The following is a 15,389-nucleotide window of genomic DNA, read 5'->3' on the forward strand; positions in this document are numbered from 1 at the left end:
TGCCGTCCGTCAGATTCGTCGCTCGCGAAGCCGGAGCAGGGAAGAGGTGGCGCTGGACAGGACGACCACGGTGACCAGGAGCAGGACCGAGACCGCGATGCCGAAGGCGAACTTCCCGCCGCCGAAGACGTTGCGGTAGACGAGCATGGTCAGGGTGTCCGTGGCACCGGCCGGGCCGCCGTTGGTGAGCACGAGAGGAAACTCGAAGACCTTGAGCGAGCCGATGAGGCTGAGCGTGACGTTCACGGTCAGCGCGGGAGCCAGCATCGGCCACTCCACGCTGCGGAACCGCTGCCAGCCGCTCGCGCCGTCCACCGCGGCCGCGTCGAGCAGTTCGGTGGGCACACTCATGTAGCCGGCGAGGAAGATGGCGCAGGAGTAGCCCGCGAACATCCAGACGTTGACGGCGGCGACCGCGTACAGGGCGGTGGAGGTGTCCCCGAGCCAGACGTGCTGCAACGCGTCGAGCCCGAACACGCCGAGCAGCGCGTTGATGCCGCCCTCCGGGGCGAACAGGTACGACCAGATGAAAGCCGCCATCACCGGGGAGACGAGCGTGGGGGTCAGCAGCACCACGCTGAGCGTCTTGCGCACCTTGGGTCGGCGGAAGAGCAGGCTCGCGAAGAGCAGACCGAGTCCGTTCTGTGTGACCACGACCACCGCCGCGTACAGCACGGTGTGCCACAGGGCGGCGGTGACCTTCGGGTCGTCGGCCATGGCACGGTACTGCTCCGTGCCGACGAAGTTGGCGATCGGTCCGCCGAGGCTGTCGGTCATGCTCAGATACACGCCGCGGGCCAGTGGGTACAGCATGAACACGCCGTATATGACGATCGCCGGAAGCAGGAAGGCGGCCATGGTGGCACGCCGTCGGTGGAACACGGGGGTCCTCCTCTTGCCCGGACGAGCCGTGGTGGGGGCGGTGGGGAGCCGCCGATCGCGCTCCCACCACGGCTGACCAGGGGTGGCCGGTTACTTGGCGGACGCCGCGGTCTGGATGTCCTTGAGGGTCTGCGCGGCGGACTCCTTGCCCAGCAGGTAGGCCTGGATCCGGGAGCCGGTCTCGGTCTCGGCCGCCGCGGCGTACCAGGAGTTGGACGGGAGTATTCGGTAACGGCCCTCCCTGAAGGCCGTGGTGAAGGTCGTGGTCTCGGCGGATTCCGGCGTGATGCCGTCCGTGAACGGAGACTCCGCGTTCTCGGCCCCGAGGTACTTGGCGAGGTTCTCGTTCTGCGACCAGAACTTGACGTACTCGCGGGCCGCGTCACCTTGCTGCGACTGGGAGTTGACGCCCCACATCGTGCCGGCGAACAGCATGCTGTTGGGCTTGGTGCCGTCGGCGCCGCCCGGCCAGGGTGCGAAGGAGACCGGGAAGCCGGCCTTCTTGATGTTGGAGACCTGCCACGCGCCCTGGTACCAGAAGGCGCTCTTGCCGGCGCTGAAGTCCTGCGGGCCCTGTGCCCACTCGTCGACGCCGAGTTCGTTCTTCCAGCTGACGTACCCCTTGTCCTCCAGGGTCTTCAACTGCTCCAGCGACGACTTCCAGTCCGGGTCGAACGACGCCTTGCCGTCGAGGAAGTCGGCGTCCCACTGCTTGTTCTTCTGGTAGACGGTGGTCGAACCGCTCGCCTGGAAGACGGAACTGCCGGTCCAGCCGCTCTTGTCGGGCAGCGCGATGGGGTCGATGCCGGCCTTCTTGACCTTGGCGAGGTCTGCGAGGAACGTCGGCCAGTCGGCGGGGACCTCGGTGATGCCCGCCTTCTTCAGCAGGTCCATGTTGGCGTACAGACCGATGCCGATCAGCTCCATCGGCATCGCGAGGGTCTTGCCGTCGACCTGCGCGTAGGGCTTGGCATCGGGGGCTATCCGGCTCGCCCACGACTCCCCGGACAGGTCGGCGAGGTAGCCGGAGGCGCCCCACTTCTTCATCTTGTCCGTGTCGACCATGATCACGTCGCCGGCCTTGCCACCGAGCAGCTCGGGCTGGAGCTTCTGCACGTAGGTGTCGTTCGCGGTGATGTACTCGAAGTCGACCTTGACGTCGGGGTGGGCCTTCTCGAACGCCTTGTTGATCTCGGCGACATTGGCGGGCTCCGCGCCGCCGCCCTTCCACGCCTGTACGTGGAGGGTCACCTTGCCGTCCTTGGAGGCACCGGACGACCCGCCTCCGCACGCTGCCAGCGACATCGCCATGGCGGCGACCGTGGTGGCGACCGCGAGACGTCTCCCAGAGCGCTTCATTGCACACCTCACCCATCGTCGGTACGGACCGACTTGTCATCTCTGAAGGGGTTTGAACGGGTTGGTCGGTTTCCGTGCCGGGGAAGTGCTGACACGTGCGGAAAGGGACCGTTCGACCCGCCTTTGCGGCGATCATTCATGCCGATTGCGGGGACTGTAACGCAAAACTTAGGCGACATCTATACGTAACTTTCTGTTGCCGATCGGCGCGGTCGACGTGGTCGCCAAGCCCTGAAGGGAAAGTCAAGTGACCAGTTAAGACCGCTCTTTCCAGGTTTGAACCCTGCGTCGATGAGGGGTGTCGTTGACGGTCCCGCCGCCTTATCGTTACAGTTTCCAGTGTGTGTTCATGGGTGAGGGGAAGCCCTTCCGGCTTCGCGCATGGACGAACGGAGCCGCTTCGCCGAAGTCGGCGGACAGAAGGAGTTCGGGTGGCAGGACGGGCGACCATCGCGCAGGTGGCCGAGGAGGCCGGCGTCTCCGCGATGACCGTGTCCAATGTCATCAACGGCAAGCCGGGGGCCTCCGATGAGACCCGACGCCGTGTCATGGAGGTGGCCGGGCGACTCGGCTACCGGCCGAACGTCTCGGCCCGCAACCTCAAGGCCGGCCGTAGCGGGCTCGTCGGCCTCATAGCGCTGGACCTGACCAGTCAGTACGGCCTGGAGATTCTGCGCGGCGTCGCCGACGAACTGGCCAGTGCCGAGCAGGAACTGCTCGTCAACGCCACCTACCACGACGCGGTGCGGGAAAAGGACCGCATCGAGTTCCTGGCCCGTGGCCTCGTCGACGGTGTGCTCATGATCGCGCCGGTCCTCGAGGACGAGACCGTCGAACTGCTGCGCCGTCAGAAGCTGCCCTGCGTCATCATCGACCCCCGGCGGCTGGACGTACCGCTGCCCCGCCTGAGCGTCGACAACTACCACGGCATGCGTCAGGGCACGCAGCACCTCATCGACCTCGGGCACACCCGCATCGCCTACCTCCGCGGTGAGGAGGACCTGGAAAGCACGTCCATCCGCTTCCAGGGCTACGAGGACGCGATGCGGCTCGCCGGACTGGAGGTCGACGAGCGGCTGGTCGCCACGTGCGACTTCTCCTACGCCTGCGGCTTCCGCACCACGGCTCGTCTGATCGACGAGCACAGTCCGACGGCGATCGTCGCCGGCGCCGACCTGATGGCTCTCGGCGCCGTCGACGCCGCCCGGGCGCGCGGCCTCAGCGTGCCCGCCGACTTCTCGGTCGTCGGCTTCGACGACCTCCCGCAGGCGGCGCAGAGCTTCCCCGGCCTGACCACCGTGCGTCAGCCGCTGCACGAGATGGGCCAGAAGGCGGCCCGCGCGCTGCTGTCCCTCATCGACGGGCAGAGGCTACTCATGGAGCACATGGAGGTGGGCACCGAACTCGTGGTGCGCAACTCCACCGCCCCGCCGGCGGCACGGCGTGACCCTGCGATGCCGCACCGGCACGCCGCGAACCAGGCGGGGCGTGAGGGCGGCGCCCGAAGGGCGTCCGCGAACGGGTGACGGCCCTCCGCTCCACACCGTCACCCGGCCGTGGCATCGGGAACGAAGGGCTCGTCCGAGCTCGTGGGCGAAGGGCGCCCCACCCATGGGAAGTTGCCGCGTCGGCCCCAGGTGCGGCCCTTGGGCGGATGGCCGGTCACGCCCGCTTCGTCTTCGAAGCAGATGAACGCGCCGGTCGCCGCCCGGAGGGTTTACCTCCTGCCAGTTCACGTCCCGCCATGCGGGGATCGCGTCTTCGTCGCGTTCGGTGGCGGGCCGGGCGGGCATCCGCGCCTCTCGTCCACGGAGGCGCGCCGACCGAGACACTCTGGGTGTGAGACACCCGTACAGGTCACATAACGCCGTCCATGCCGTTGACCGGTTCGTCGAACATCAGGACGGGGGGGTCGCCGAGCAGTGCGGCGGCGATGCCCAGCCGCTGCCGCATGCCCAGGGAGAAGCCGCCGACGCGGCGGCCCGCCGCCTCCGACAGCCCCACCTCCCCGAGCACTTCGCCCACCCGGCGTCGCGGGATGCCGTTGCCGCGGGCCAGGGCGGACAGATGGGCCGTAGCGCTGCGTCCGCCGTGGACCTGGCCCGCGTCGAGGAGGGCGCCGGCATGCCGCAGCCCGCGCGAACGGCGGCGGAAGGGCACGCCGCCGACGGTGGCGGTGCCCGCGGTGGGCTCGTCCAGCCCCAGGATCATCCGCAACGTGGTGGACTTTCCGGCTCCGTTGGGCCCCAGGAATCCGGTGACCCGGCCCGGCCGGACGCTGAAGGACAGATGGTCGACGGCCGTCCTGCCGCCGAAGCGCTTGGTGAGTTCGCTGACTTCGATCACGGCGTCCACACTGCCGCGGCGACCCGCCCCGGGCATGCGGCCGTGGACGGCAAACTCCCGGGCCGCGTGCGCCCGTGGGCGTACGTCCCTGGGCCAATGTGGGGCCGGCCGCAGCCCGTTAGTCTCGCTGCGTGACCCTTTGGATGACGTCCCCCTCGTTCCTTCCGCGCGCCGCGCGTCCCGGTGCGGCCGCCGGGAGGGAAGGCCGCCGATGACGAGAAGCTAGGCCACCGCCTGGGCAGGCGCCGCCTGTTACGTCCTCACGGTCGCCCTGCTGGTCGGGGCCGCGCCCCGCGCCTCCGGCGCCGTTCACGGAGCCGGGGCGCTGCTGGCGGTGAGCCTGCTCGCCGGCGTCGTACGCCACCGGCCGCTGGCGGCCCTGGGGCTGGCCCTCCTGGGGGCCGTGGCCGTGGTGGCGGGCCCGCCGGGCTCCGGGGAGCAGCGCGGCACGGCGGCCTACCAGGGGCAGTTCCTGTCGTACCTGGCGGTGGACCTCGTCCTGGGGTACGTCGTCGCCACCTGCGCGCGGCGGACCTGGATCCCGGCCGTGGCAGTGTCCGGCTCCGTGCAACTCCTGCTGGTCGCCGTCTTCACGCACGGGGACGGCCTGGCGGTCAACGCGCTGCTCGCGTTTCTCGCGCTGGCCGCGTGCGGTATGGCCGGGCTGCTGAGCCGTGAGCGCCGCGAGCACGCGACCGCGCTGCGCGCCCGGGAGGTGGCCGAGGCGGTGACGGCCGAACGTCTGCGCATAGCCCGGGAGTTGCACGACATGGTCGCCCACAGCATCGGTGTCGTCGCGATCCAGGCCGGGGTGGGCAGCCGGGTCATCGAGACCCAGCCCGCGCAGGCCCGCGAGGCACTGCGGGCCATCGAGGCGACCAGCAGGGAAACCCTCTCGGGTCTTCGCCGCACACTCGTCTCGCTCCGCCGGTCCGACCGCACGGCTGCCTCTTCGGAGCGGTCGCACCTCGCGCCCTCGCCGGGGCTGGCGGACGTCGAGCAGTTGACGGCGGCGACGGCGGCCGCGGGCGTGCGCGTCGAGGTGTGCCGGACCGGTGGGGGCCGTCCCGTGCCGGCCGACGTCGAGTTGTCCGCCTACCGCATCGTGCAGGAGGCGCTGACCAACGTGGCCCGTCACGCGGGCGCCGAGCATTGCAGGGTGGTCATCGACCACGGGGACGAGGAACTGTCGGTGGAGATCGTCGACGACGGGCGGGGCGCGAGCACGAGCGACGCCGGCCACGGCTTCGGCATCCTCGGCATGCGGGAGCGGGTCGGTCTGCTGGGCGGCCGGCTCAGCACCGGGCCGCGGCCCGAGGGCGGCTTCCGGGTGGCCGCGCGGCTTCCGCTGCCCCTGCCCGCCGGAGCGGGCGGGGAGGGCCGATGACCGTCCGGGTGCTTCTCGCCGACGATCAACCGCTCGTCCGGTCCGGGCTGCGGGTGATCATGGCCGATCACGGCGACCTGGAGGTCGTCGGCGAGGCGGCCACCGGCGCCGAAGCCGTCCGGCTGGCGCGGGCGCTGCGCCCCGACGTCGTGGTGATGGACATCCGGATGCCCGGCATGGACGGCATCGAGGCCACCCGTCTGATCACCGCCGACGACGCGACCACCACCCGCGTGCTCGTCCTGACCACGTTCGACGAGGACGACCACGTCCACGGCGCGCTGCGGGCCGGCGCCAGCGGCTTCGTCGTGAAGGACATGGCGCTGGACGACATCCTCGCGGCGGTCCGGGTGGTCGCCGCCGGAGACGCCCTGATCGCGCCCGGTGTGACGCGCCGTCTGATCGCCGACTTCGTCGCGCGTCCCGCGGCCGCCCCGGAGCGCTCCGCGCGGCCGGTCGAGGGCATCACCGAGCGGGAGCGGGAAGTGCTGACGCTCGTCGGACGCGGCCGGTCCAACACGGAGATCGCCGAGGATCTCTTCATCACGGTGGCGACCGCCAAGTCGCACGTGTCACGGCTGCTCACCAAACTCGGCGCCCGCGATCGCGTCCAACTCGTCATCACCGCCTACGAGTCGGGACTCGTCACCCTGCCCCGCTGACACCGGCGCCCTCGTCCGCCCGCACGCGGCTCCTGCCGGGGTCCGGCGCCGTTCGCTGCCGTCCGTCGCCTTCCGTCGCCGTGCTCAGGGTGCTCGCCCACCTCAGTCGTCCGCCAGGTACGACGGGGAGGGCCGGTTCCAGAGGGCGTCCGAGCGGGCGATGAGCCGGCGCAGTTCACGGGCGGTTCGGGGGGAGAGGGCCTGGGTCACGGTGTCGAGGAGGGCGCGGGCCTCGAGAGGGTCGCCGCAGCAGTCCCAGTAAAGGCCGCCGTCGGCTTCGAAGTCCTGCCACAGCTCGCGCTCGGGGCGGCGGACGTAGTCCTTCCACTGCCGCAGGGCCATGGCGACGTCGCCCGGTGACAGGTAGTTGCGGGTGCGTTCGAGGCGGTGGACTTCGGACAGTGCGCGCGAGGACAGGCCGTCGATGACCGGCTGGGCGGACGACGCGCGGTGGTGGGAGGCTCCGGCCGCAGCGCGGCGCGGCCGGTTACGCGGCACGGGCCTTTCGTATGGTCGTCATGGGGCACATCGTGCCACGGGCCCGCGCGGGGTCTCCAGCGGTTTTGACCGGCCGACCGGAAGGCCCCACCGAACCACCGACCCACCGAACCACCGACCCACCGAACCACCGAACCACCGACCCACCGAACCACCGGCCCCCCGACCCACCGGCCCGGTGGCGCGGGCTGCTCCCGGTCGCCCGCGCAGTCGGTCACCGGGGCGGCCGGGGGTGTTCGCCGAGCGGCGTGCCGAGGGGGACGCCGAGCAGGTCGGCGACGGCGCCGAGGGCCGCTCCCAGCGGGAGGGCGACCCGGGTGAGGGCGTGCCGGTCGCCGCGGGTCGGGTCCCGGTTGACGATCAGGACCGGTTTCCCGGCGCCGTCGGCCTGACGCACGAACCGCAGCCCGGACATCACCGTCAGCGAGGACCCCAGGACCAGCAGGGCCGTCGCCTCCTGGACGAGCGCGCGGCATGCCTCGACGCGGGCCGGCGGGACGTTCTCGCCGAAGAACACCACGTCCGGTTTGAGGATGCCTCCGCAGGCCTCGCAGGGCGCCACGACGAAGTCCCGGACCTGGTCGTCGGTGAGGTCGGCGTCGCCGTCCGGGTTCAGTCCCGCCGCCACCGGGGCGAAGCCCGCGTTCGCCCGCTCCAGCCGCAGGGCGAGGTCGCCTCGCGGGACGGTCGCCCCGCAGGAGAGGCAGACGACCCGCGCCAGGCTGCCGTGCAGTTCCACGACGTCCCGGCTGCCGGCGGCCTGGTGCAGCCCGTCGACGTTCTGGGTGATGACGCCCGACACCAGGCCGTGGCGTCCGAACGCGGCCACGGCCAGGTGCCCGGCATTCGGGAGGGCCCGTCCGAAGGCGCGCCAGCCGAGGTGGCTTCGCGCCCAGTACCGGCGGCGGGCCTGCGCGCCGGCCGTGAAGTCCAGGTAGGTCATCGGGGTGTGCCGGCTCAGGCTGCCGCCCTCGCCCCGGTAGTCGGGGATGCCGGACTCCGTGGAGATGCCGGCCCCGCTGAGCACCAGCACACCGCCGCCGCTCAGCGCGTCGGCGACCGGCCGCACGTCCGTGGTGCCCGGCAGCACGTCACCGGCAGGGGTCCAGCTCAGGGTGGGACGCATCCGCATGCCGCCAGGGTACGGAACCGGCCGCCCAGGGGGAGGCCGCGCCCAGAGGGCACGAGCACGGGCCGCGCACCGTGCTCGGCCGTGCCTTCGCCGCGCGCGCGGACCGCGACCCGCCCGCCACCCACGGGAGCGGGGGAGGGGGAAATGGGGAGGAATCGGGACCCGCGGGAACGACGCGTTCACGGACTCCGGTGCCAACCGGCCCGCTCTCCTCGGGAGTCGGGAGTCGGTAGTCCGGAATCCGGGACTCGGGTCTTCCGGGAATGCGGACGCGGCGCCCGCGCGTTGAGCACCGCCGACAAACTCTCCCCGTTCGGAAGAAAGCAGGGCCCATGACGTCCTCGCCGGCCACGATGCGCGCCGTCCGACTCTCCGCCCCCGGTCCCGTGGACGGCCTCAGGCCGGCCACGCTCCCGCTGCCGCCGGAGCGGGACGGCTGGGTGCGCATCCGCGTCGAGGCGTTCGGCCTCAACCGGTCGGAGCTGAAACTGCGCCTCGGGCTGAGTCAGGGCGTCACCTTCCCGCGGGTGCCGGGCATCGAGGCCGCGGGCACCGTGGACGCCGCCCCGGCGGGGAGCGGACTGACCCCGGGACAGAAGGTCGTCGCCATGATGGGCGACATGGGGCGCACCTACGACGGCGGCTACGCCGAGTACACCTCGGTGCCGTTGTCGCAGGTCATCCCGGTCGAGACCGAGCTGCCGTGGGAGGTGCTGGGCGCTCTGCCGGAGATGGTGCAGACCGCCCACGGCTCGCTCACCGTCGGCCTGGACCTGCGGCCCGGTCAGTCGCTGCTGATCCGCGGCGGGACCTCGTCCGTGGGACTGGCGGCCGCGGCCCTGGCCGCCTGGCGCGGAGCCGTGGTCCTCGCCACCACGCGCCGGGCCGACCGCCTCGCCCTGCTCGGGGAGCGCGGCGTGGACCACCCGCTGCTCGACACCGGGGAGGTCGCGCCCGCCGTGCGCGAGCTGTACCCGGACGGCGTCGACGCCGCCCTCGACCTCGTCGGCACGCCGACCCTGCCCGACACGCTGCGCGCGGTGCGGGTGCACGGCACGGCCTGCTTCGGCGGCAGCCTCTCCAACCAGTGGACGGTCCGGGACTTCTCACCGAACGAGTACCTGCCCAGGGGAGTGCGGCTGGCCGGCTACTTCGGCGATGCCTGCGACCTCCCCCGGAAGGACTTCCAGGACATCCTCGACGCCGTCGCGGCCGGCAGGCTGTCCTTCCCCGTGGACCGCGTCTACGACGGTCTGGAGCAGGTAGCGCAGGCTCACGACGACATGGAACACGACCGGGCCACCGGCAAGCTCGTCGTCCGCGTCCGGCATTAGGACTGCATGACGACCTGTCGTTCGCGTACGGTCCCGGAGGCGCACGACGCCGATCGCTTCCCGGCTCCGCGCCCGCGCCCGGCGAACCGGCGGCCCGCGGCCGGTCGCTGGGTAGGGTCGGGGCGTGGACCGCAGCAGCAGACAGTCCGACGACGAATGCGCCGGGGACGCGCGGGACGAGCCGTCGCGCCGGTCGGCCCGGAGGCTGTGGGGGTGGTCGGCCGGGCTGGTGCTGGCGGTGCCGGGCGTCTCGGTGCTCGTCGCCGGCTCCGGGACCGGCCCTCGGCCGGCCGCGGCCCTCGTCCTGGTCCTCGCGCAGGCCTGCGCCCTGAGGTGGCAGCTGCGCGCTCCGGTCGCCGTCCTGGCCGGGACCGCGGCGGCGGGCCTCGCCGTGTGGGCGCTGCTGCCCGCGGTGTCCCTGACGGGCGCGCTGCTCGCGGCGCAGATCGCCCTGTGCGTGCTGTCCGCGACCAGGCCGCGGCGGGCGTCGGTGTGCGCGCTGGCGGCGATGTGCCTGCCGGGGGCGGTGGCTTTCCGGGCGGGCGGCCCGGCGGGACTGGCGGTCTACCTGCTGACGGTCGTCCTGGCGTGGACCGCGGGGCAGTGGCGCGGTGCGCAGCGGGCGCGGGCGCGGGCGGAGACGCGCCGGGCCGTGGTGGAGGAGCGGGCGCGGATCGCCCGGGAGGTGCACGACGTCGTGGCGCACACCCTGTCCGTGCTGGTCGTCCAGGCGGGCGCGGCGGACGACGTGTTCACCCGGCAGCCCGAGCAGGCCCGTCAGGCGCTGCGGGCCATCGAGACGAGCGCCCGTTCCGCGCTCGGCGAACTGCGGCTGCTGCTGCGCGCGTTCGGCCCCGACGCGCAGGAGAGCGGGGCCCCCGAGCGGTGGGAGGCGGGCCCTTCGCTCGCGCGTCTGGACGAGCTGGCCGAAGCCGTGCGCGCGACCGGGCTGACCGTGCACGTGCACCGCGAGGGCGTCACCGACGGGCTGCCGGCGGCGGTGGACCTGGCGGCGTACCGGATCGTCCAGGAGGCCCTCACCAACGCACTGCGCCACGCGGCCGGCGCGGACGAGGTGAGGGTGCGCGTGGCCGTGGAGGGGGAGTGGGTGAGGCTCACGGTGGCCGACGACGGGCGCGCGCCGCAGGGCCCGTCGCCGGCGGCCGGGGCGGGGCGCGGTCTGGTGGGGATGAGGGAGCGCGCCCGGCTGGTGGGCGGGCGGCTGCGCGCGGGCCCGCTGCCCGGCGGCGGGTTCGAGGTGGCGGCGGAGCTGCCGCTGGAGGAGGCGTCATGACGCTGCGCGTGGTGGTGGCCGACGACCAGGCCCTGGTGCGGACCGGCTTCCGCATGATCATCGACGCCCGGGACGACCTGGAGGTGGTCGGCGAGGCGTCCGACGGCCGCGAAGCGGTCCGCCTGACGCGGGAACTGTCGCCGGACGTGGTGCTGATGGACGTCCGCATGCCGGTCGTGGACGGCATCGAGGCGACCCGGCAGCTCGCCCGGTGCGGCAGCACGGCCCGGGTGCTCGTGCTGACCACCTGGGACGTGGACGCGCACGTGGTCGACGCCCTGCGGGCCGGGGCCGTCGGCTTCCTGCTGAAGGACATCCGCCCCGCCGAACTCGTCGACGCGATCCGGCTCACCGCGCGCGGCGACGCCCTGCTCGCCCCGGCGGTGCTGCGCCGCGTCCTCGACCGCTTTCTGCGCACCGCGTCCGCCCCGGCGCCGCCGCCCTCGCTGCGGGAGCTCTCCGGCCGCGAGCGGGAGGTGCTCACCCTGATCGGGCAGGCGCTGTCCAACGCCGAGATCGCCGAGCGGCTGGGCCTGTCGGAGGCCACCGTCAAGAACCACGTCACCGCGGTGCTGCGCAAACTGGGCCTGCGCGACCGCGTCCAGGCCGTGGTCGCCGCCTACGATCACGGCCTGGTGCGACCGCGCCGCCCCTGAGGACGCCGCCGTCTCCTCCTTGAGGAGGAGACGGCACGCCGCTCCTCCCGTGCTCCCAGTGGCAGTCCCTCCCCGCGGGCGATCCGCTGCCGGGCGGCCGGACATAGCGTCGAGGGGTGATCGACGACCTGGCCTGCCTCATGTATCTGCTCGCCCACGACGACGCGGCCGAGGGCCTGTACGACCGTCGCCGGACGGAGTTGCTGGTGCGCGCGGCCGCCCTGACCGACCTCGCGCTGCGCGGCCGGCTGCGGGAGGACGACGGCACGGTCACCGTGTCCGGCGCACAGCCGACCGGCGACCCCGTCCTGGACACGGTGCTGCGCGACGCCGCCGGCGGACACGGCTGGAAGCACCTGGTGCACCGCCGTCGCAAGCGCACCGTGACGCTGGTGGAGGACCGGCTCGCCGCCGCGGGACTCCTCGCCGTGCGGGAACCCCGCACCCGGCTCGGCGCCCGGCGGCTGACCGTGACGGACCCCGCCGTTCCCGCCGCACTGCGCGCCCGCGTCCACGCGGCACTGCACGGGACCGGCCCGGTGGGCGAGGTCCCCGCTGCCGACGCCGCGCTGCTGGCGCTGGCCGCGGCCGGCAGGGTCCGCCCCGTCGTGTCACGGCAGGACCGCAAGACCTTCCGGGCCCGCATCGACGCCTGCACACGGAGTCTCGGCGTGCTCGCGCCCGGCCTGGAGAAAGCCGTACGCACGCTGCCCACCACCATGATCGCCGCGCAGGGCGGCATGGGCGGCAGCTGACCCGAGGGGGAGACGATGAGTCCGCACCGCGTCCTGACCGCCCTGGGCTGTGCCCTGACCGTCGTGCTCACGACGGCCGGGGCCCCCGCCCGCTCCCAGCCGACTCCCGGACCCGCCCCGGCCCGCGCCGCGGCCACGACCGTGCGCACGCAGGACGGGCCGGTGCGGGGCGCCGCCCACGACGGCTACCGCACCTTCCTGGGAATCCCGTACGCCGCGCCCCCGGTGGGCAGGCTGCGCTGGGCCGCGCCCCGACCCGTGTCCCCCTGGACCGGGGTCCTGGACGCCACCCGCCCCGCGAGCGCCTGTCCGCAGCCCGCCGGGGAGGTGCCCGGCGGCAGCACCGACGAGGACTGCCTGCGGCTCGACGTCACGACGCCCGACGGCGCACGCCCCACGCATCCCCGGCCGGTGATCGTGTGGCTGCACGGCGGCGGTCTCACCACCGGCGCGGCCGGTTCGTACGACGCCCGCCGCCTCGCCACCCGCGGCGACGTCGTGGTCGTCACCGTCGACTACCGGCTCGGGGCGCTCGGCTTCCTCGCGCACGCCGGGCTGCCCGGCTCGGGCACCTTCGGTCTCGCCGACCAGCAGGCGGCGCTGCGCTGGGTACGCGCCGGCATCGGCGCCTTCGGCGGGGACGCGCGCAACGTGACGCTGGCCGGCGAGTCGGCGGGCGGCTACAGCGTCTGCGCCCAGCTCGCCTCGCCCGCCGCCGCGCGGCTCTTCGACCGGGCGATCATCCAGAGCGGGCCGTGCACGGGCCGCCCCGACCGGCCCTTCGCCCCGTCGTCCGCCGCCCTGCCCACGGCGAACGCGGCGGGCAGGGACCTCGCGGCGAAGGTGGGCTGCCGCGCCGCCCGGGACGCCCTGGCCTGCCTGCGCCGCGTGGACGTCGCGCGTCTGCTCGCCGCCCAGGGCGCCGACCAACAGCCCGCGTACGGGACCCCGTTGCTGCCCGTCGCCCCCGGGGCGGCGATCGCCTCGGGCCGCTTCCACCGCGTCCCCGTGCTCATCGGAAGCAACCACGACGAGGGCAACGCCTGGGCCGCCGGGATCGTCCGGGCCGGCAATCCCGTCGACCCCGACACCTGGCCCGACGTCGTGGCCGCCTTCTTCCCCGCACCGGGGCAGGCCCCGGCGATCGTCCGCGAGTACCCCGTGCACCGCACCGACGGGGGCCCCGTGTTCGGAGCCGTCATCGGCGACGCCGACTTCGCCTGCCCGACGGCGGCCACCGCCCGCCTGCTCGCCGCACGGGTACCGGTCCGGCGCTACGAGTTCGCCGACGAGCACGCCCCGCCGCTCATCCCGGGCCCGCCGCCCTTCCCGCTCGGCGCACCGCACGCGAGCGAACTGCCCTACCTGTTCGACCTGGGCGGACGCCCGCGCGCCCTGACCGCCGCACAGCACCGGCTGGCCGACGCGATGATCGGCTACTGGACGCGCTTCGCCCGCACCGGCGACCCCGACGGCCCGTCCGCGCCGCACTGGCCCCGCCGCACGGCGCTGTCCCTGGCGCCGGACCGCATCGTCCCCACCCGCACCACGCGCAGCCGTCACCACTGCGCGTTCTGGGACGCCCTCGGACCGGCTCGACGGTGACCGCTCCACGCGCACGGTGATCATCGCCTCACCCGCAACCGCCGCCCCCGTCCACGCGTCGCACCCCCTATGGAACGCGCATGGCTCTTCTCCCTCGTCCCGCTCACGATCGGCGTCGTCTTCCTCGCCGTCGGCGCCTGCGGACTGCGCCGCGCCGAGGCGCTGCGCCGCACGGGGGTGACCGCGGCGGGACGGATCGTCCGGCACGACGTCAGGCGCGACGACGACGGAGCCCGCTACCACCACCCGGTCGCGGCCTGGACGGCCCAGGACGGCACCGCGTGCGCGTACCCGTCCAGGCTGGGACGCGGATCCGTCGAGGGCCGTTGGGCGGTGGGCGCCGCCGTGACGGTCCGGTACGACGCGACCGATCCCGGCCGGTTCGAGATCCAGGGCTGGGACACGAAGACCGTCGACCGGGTGTTCGCCGCCGTCGGATCGCTGCTCACCGCCGGCACGCTGCTGGCGCTGCTCGTCCGGCTGCTGACGGGGCTGCTCGCCCGCTGACCGTCGCCCTCCGGGCCCGGATCTTCCCGTTTGTGCGCTTGCTCCATGATCGCCCTATGCTGTTCTACGGGAGACCTCGAGCAGTCGACGTGCCGGCTCCGCGCCGGCGGGAAGCGGGCTTCCATGGCTGAGCGGTTCAAAAGGTCCGGACTGGTCGGCGAACTGTCGGCCGAGTTCGCCGGCACCATGATTCTCATCCTCTTCGGCTGTGGCGTGGTGGCCCAGGTGGTCGCCGGTGGAGCGCTCACGACGCCGCCGGGAGGACTCGGAAACCACGACAGCATCGCCTGGGCCTGGGGCCTGGGCGTCACCCTGGGCGTCTACGTCGCCGCGCGGCTGAGCGGCGCCCACCTCAATCCGGCGGTGACGGTCGCGCTGGCCGCGTTCAAGGGCTTCCCCTGGAGCAAGGTCGCACCGTACGCGCTGGCCCAGACCGCGGGCGCCTTCGTCGCAGCCCTCATCGTGCGGTGGAACTACACCGAGGCGCTGGCGAAGGTCGACCCCGGACACACCATCAAGACGCAGTTCGTGTTCTCCACGCTCCCCGCCAACGGCAATCCCAACCTGCCGGTCCACGAGTGGGGCGCGTTCCGTGACCAGGTCATCGGCACCGCCATCCTGCTGCTGCTGATCCTCGCCGTCACGGACCTGCTCAACAACCCGCCCGGCGCCAATCTGGCCCCGTTCATCGTCGGTCTGATCGTCGTGGCCATCGGCATGGCCTGGGGGACCAACGCGGGATACGCGATCAACCCCGCGCGTGACTTCGGTCCCCGGCTGGCCAGCTACTTCACGGGCTACGGCACAGCATGGCGAGATCAGTACGGGAACCTCTACTTCTGGGTGCCGATCGTCGGGCCCCTGATCGGCGGCCTGCTCGGCGCCGGACTCTACAAGGCCTTCATCGGCCGGTTCCTGCCCGCGGCGGAACCGGAGCCCCCCGGCCGCGTTCCGTCCCCCGAGGAATGACCC

At 73.2% G+C, this 15,389-nt stretch carries 14 protein-coding genes and 2 pseudogenes; 10 read left to right on the top strand and 6 right to left on the bottom strand.

Annotated elements, in window-relative coordinates; translation table 11 throughout:
• Positions 1-9: 9 nt before the first annotated feature.
• Together OG802_RS32560 and OG802_RS32565 are read right to left on the bottom strand one after the other, a co-directional pair.
• Positions 10-882 carry a carbohydrate ABC transporter permease gene (locus tag OG802_RS32560; protein WP_329416378.1) on the bottom strand — a complete coding sequence of 291 codons (873 nt, stop codon included), beginning with the start codon at positions 880-882 and terminating at the stop codon, positions 10-12.
• A 90-nt stretch (positions 883-972) separates the two neighbouring features.
• Entirely contained in the window at positions 973-2,241 is a 1,269-nt protein-coding gene (locus OG802_RS32565; protein WP_329416379.1) for an ABC transporter substrate-binding protein, read from the bottom strand.
• Between the two features lie 431 nt (positions 2,242-2,672).
• Here OG802_RS32565 and OG802_RS32570 point away from each other — a divergent pair, with 431 nt between their 5' ends.
• Positions 2,673-3,767, top strand: coding sequence for a LacI family DNA-binding transcriptional regulator (locus OG802_RS32570; protein WP_329416380.1), 1,095 nt, complete (start codon positions 2,673-2,675; stop codon positions 3,765-3,767).
• A 101-nt stretch (positions 3,768-3,868) separates the two neighbouring features.
• Here the strand turns inward: OG802_RS32570 and OG802_RS36055 are convergent.
• Positions 3,869-4,040, bottom strand: a pseudogene (locus OG802_RS36055) (IS630 family transposase); the annotation flags it as partial.
• A gap of 70 nt (positions 4,041-4,110) precedes the next feature.
• Positions 4,111-4,587 (bottom strand): annotated as a pseudogene (locus OG802_RS32575) (ATP-binding cassette domain-containing protein); the annotation flags it as partial.
• A 334-nt stretch (positions 4,588-4,921) separates the two neighbouring features.
• Between OG802_RS32575 and OG802_RS32580 the strand changes: the two are divergent.
• Both OG802_RS32580 and OG802_RS32585 read left to right on the top strand, forming a co-directional pair.
• A complete protein-coding gene (locus OG802_RS32580; RefSeq protein WP_329416382.1) occupies positions 4,922-5,974 on the top strand; it encodes a sensor histidine kinase in 1,053 nt (350 codons plus the stop codon).
• The gene (locus tag OG802_RS32585) at positions 5,971-6,636 is read left to right on the top strand and encodes a response regulator transcription factor (RefSeq protein ID WP_329416383.1); all 666 of its coding nucleotides are present in this window, start codon (positions 5,971-5,973) and stop codon (positions 6,634-6,636) included. Before OG802_RS32580 ends, OG802_RS32585 begins: the two co-directional genes overlap by 4 nt.
• A 102-nt stretch (positions 6,637-6,738) precedes the next feature.
• Here OG802_RS32585 and OG802_RS32590 read toward each other — a convergent pair whose 3' ends face one another.
• Positions 6,739-7,134 (bottom strand): hypothetical protein, encoded by a 396-nt coding sequence (locus OG802_RS32590; protein WP_329416384.1) that lies wholly within the window; start codon positions 7,132-7,134, stop codon positions 6,739-6,741.
• Between the two features lie 214 nt (positions 7,135-7,348).
• Positions 7,349-8,266 carry an NAD-dependent protein deacetylase gene (locus OG802_RS32595; RefSeq protein ID WP_329416385.1) on the bottom strand — a complete coding sequence of 306 codons (918 nt, stop codon included), beginning with the start codon at positions 8,264-8,266 and terminating at the stop codon, positions 7,349-7,351.
• Between the two features lie 332 nt (positions 8,267-8,598).
• Here OG802_RS32595 and OG802_RS32600 point away from each other — a divergent pair, with 332 nt between their 5' ends.
• From OG802_RS32600 to OG802_RS32630, 7 genes are all read left to right on the top strand, one after another.
• A complete protein-coding gene (locus OG802_RS32600; RefSeq protein WP_329416386.1) occupies positions 8,599-9,600 on the top strand; it encodes a zinc-binding dehydrogenase in 1,002 nt (333 codons plus the stop codon).
• A 124-nt stretch (positions 9,601-9,724) separates the two neighbouring features.
• Complete coding sequence (locus OG802_RS32605; protein WP_329416387.1) at positions 9,725-10,894, top strand: sensor histidine kinase; 1,170 nt, start codon at positions 9,725-9,727, stop codon at positions 10,892-10,894.
• A complete protein-coding gene (locus OG802_RS32610) occupies positions 10,891-11,550 on the top strand; it encodes a response regulator transcription factor (RefSeq protein ID WP_329416388.1) in 660 nt (219 codons plus the stop codon). Before OG802_RS32605 ends, OG802_RS32610 begins: the two co-directional genes overlap by 4 nt.
• Positions 11,551-11,666: 116 nt before the next feature.
• Positions 11,667-12,305: a GOLPH3/VPS74 family protein gene (locus OG802_RS32615; protein ID WP_329416389.1), complete on the top strand. Its 639-nt coding sequence runs from the start codon at positions 11,667-11,669 to the stop codon at positions 12,303-12,305.
• Between the two features lie 15 nt (positions 12,306-12,320).
• Entirely contained in the window at positions 12,321-13,910 is a 1,590-nt protein-coding gene (locus tag OG802_RS32620) for a carboxylesterase/lipase family protein (RefSeq protein WP_329416390.1), read from the top strand.
• Between the two features lie 69 nt (positions 13,911-13,979).
• Positions 13,980-14,417: a DUF3592 domain-containing protein gene (locus tag OG802_RS32625; protein ID WP_329416391.1), complete on the top strand. Its 438-nt coding sequence runs from the start codon at positions 13,980-13,982 to the stop codon at positions 14,415-14,417.
• Positions 14,418-14,540: 123 nt separating this feature from the next.
• The gene (locus OG802_RS32630) at positions 14,541-15,386 is read left to right on the top strand and encodes an MIP/aquaporin family protein (RefSeq protein WP_329416392.1); all 846 of its coding nucleotides are present in this window, start codon (positions 14,541-14,543) and stop codon (positions 15,384-15,386) included.
• Positions 15,387-15,389: the final 3 nt, after the last annotated feature.

Origin of the sequence: Streptomyces sp. NBC_00704 (assembly GCF_036226605.1) — a bacterium.
GTDB lineage: Bacteria > Actinomycetota > Actinomycetes > Streptomycetales > Streptomycetaceae > Streptomyces.

What these genes read in the sequence shown, in the direction of transcription:
- OG802_RS32565 (WP_329416379.1), bottom strand. Translation starts at nt 2,241, where the DNA reads ATGAAGCGCTCTGGGAGACGTCTCGCGGTCGCCACCACGGTCGCCGCC.
- OG802_RS32630 (WP_329416392.1), top strand. Translation starts at nt 14,541, where the DNA reads ATGGCTGAGCGGTTCAAAAGGTCCGGACTGGTCGGCGAACTGTCGGCC.
- OG802_RS32620 (WP_329416390.1), top strand. Translation starts at nt 12,321, where the DNA reads ATGAGTCCGCACCGCGTCCTGACCGCCCTGGGCTGTGCCCTGACCGTC.
- OG802_RS32585 (WP_329416383.1), top strand. Translation starts at nt 5,971, where the DNA reads ATGACCGTCCGGGTGCTTCTCGCCGACGATCAACCGCTCGTCCGGTCC.
- OG802_RS32610 (WP_329416388.1), top strand. Translation starts at nt 10,891, where the DNA reads ATGACGCTGCGCGTGGTGGTGGCCGACGACCAGGCCCTGGTGCGGACC.
- OG802_RS32625 (WP_329416391.1), top strand. Translation starts at nt 13,980, where the DNA reads ATGGAACGCGCATGGCTCTTCTCCCTCGTCCCGCTCACGATCGGCGTC.
- OG802_RS32595 (WP_329416385.1), bottom strand. Translation starts at nt 8,266, where the DNA reads ATGCGGATGCGTCCCACCCTGAGCTGGACCCCTGCCGGTGACGTGCTG.
- OG802_RS32600 (WP_329416386.1), top strand. Translation starts at nt 8,599, where the DNA reads ATGACGTCCTCGCCGGCCACGATGCGCGCCGTCCGACTCTCCGCCCCC.